This is a genomic window from Pseudomonas cyclaminis (assembly GCF_015163715.1).
In the GTDB taxonomy this organism is placed as follows: Bacteria; Pseudomonadota; Gammaproteobacteria; order Pseudomonadales; family Pseudomonadaceae; genus Aquipseudomonas; species Aquipseudomonas cyclaminis.
Genome location: NZ_JADDUM010000169.1, coordinates 1 through 1272, shown reverse-complemented (window position 1 = coordinate 1272; position 1272 = coordinate 1). Strand labels below are relative to the sequence as shown.

The window sequence follows — 1272 nt, the reverse complement described above, 5'->3', positions numbered from 1 at the left end:
CGGCCATGAGATCTGCAGCCACGGCTACCGCTGGATCGACTACCAGTACATGGACGAGGCCCAGGAGCGCGAGCACATGCTCGAAGCCATCCGCATCCTCACCGAACTGACCGGCGAACGCCCACTGGGTTGGTACACCGGCCGCACCGGCCCCAATACGCGCCGACTGGTGATGGAAGAAGGCGGTTTCCTGTACGACTGCGACACCTACGACGACGACCTGCCCTACTGGGAACCGAACAACCCCACCGGCAAGCCGCACCTGGTGATCCCCTACACCCTGGACACCAACGACATGCGCTTCACCCAGGTGCAGGGTTTCAACAAGGGCGATGACTTCTTCGAATACTTGAAGGATGCGTTCGACGTGCTGTACGCCGAAGGCGCCGAGGCACCGAAGATGTTGTCCATCGGCCTGCATTGCCGCTTGATTGGCCGCCCGGCGCGCCTGGCCGCATTGAAGCGTTTTATCGAATACGCCAAGGGCCATGAACACGTGTGGTTCACCCGCCGCGTCGATATTGCCCGCCACTGGCATGAAACCCACCCGTACACGGGAGCGGCGAAATGACTGCGTTCCAGACCCTGAAGCCATCGACCCTGAGCCGCGATGAGTTTGTCGCCGCCTTCGCCGATATCTACGAACACTCGCCATGGGTGGCCGAAAAGGCCTTCGACCTGGGGCAGGACGCGTCGATCGACCAGATCGAAACCCTGCACCAGCGCATGAGCGACATCCTGTTGAGCGCCGATCATGCCAGCCAGCTGGCCTTAATCAACGCTCACCCGGACCTGGCCGGCAAAGCCGCCGTCCAGGGCCAACTGACCCAAGCCAGCACCGATGAGCAAGCTGGCGCGGGGATTCACCAATGCACGGCCGAAGAGTTCTCGCGCTTCACCGAGCTGAACGATGCCTACAAGGCCACGTTCAAGTTTCCCTTCATCATGGCGGTAAAAGGCAGCAACCGGCACCAGATCCTGGCCGCGTTCGAGACGCGCATCCACAACTCGGCAGACGCCGAATTCAAATGCGCCCTGGCCGAGATCAACAAGATCGCGTTGTTCCGTTTATTGACCCTCTAAACGACCATCCCCAGCCACTCTATCCAAGGCAGACAAGAAGAATGAAAGCTTACGCCGTACCTTTCGAGAAGTTCGTCAACCTGGCCGACGCCCGCCTGGGCACCAAGATCATCTCGGTCACCGATGACTGGTTCGCTGACGCCAACCGCCTGTTCCAGCCGACCCCGGCCGTGTGGAAGGAGGGCGTTT

General features: G+C 60.8%; 2 protein-coding genes and 1 pseudogene. All 3 read left to right on the top strand.

Going from position 1 to position 1272, the window contains the following annotated elements; all coding sequences use genetic code 11:
• On the top strand, positions 1-571 hold a 571-nt coding region (locus IQK56_RS20420; RefSeq protein WP_193901802.1), incomplete at its 5' end, for a polysaccharide deacetylase family protein.
• A complete protein-coding gene (gene uraD / locus IQK56_RS20415; RefSeq protein WP_122308384.1) occupies positions 568-1083 on the top strand; it encodes a 2-oxo-4-hydroxy-4-carboxy-5-ureidoimidazoline decarboxylase in 516 nt (171 codons plus the stop codon). The genes IQK56_RS20420 and uraD, both read left to right, overlap by 4 nt.
• A 41-nt stretch (positions 1084-1124) precedes the next feature.
• Positions 1125-1272: pseudogene (locus IQK56_RS20410) on the top strand (allantoicase); the annotation flags it as partial.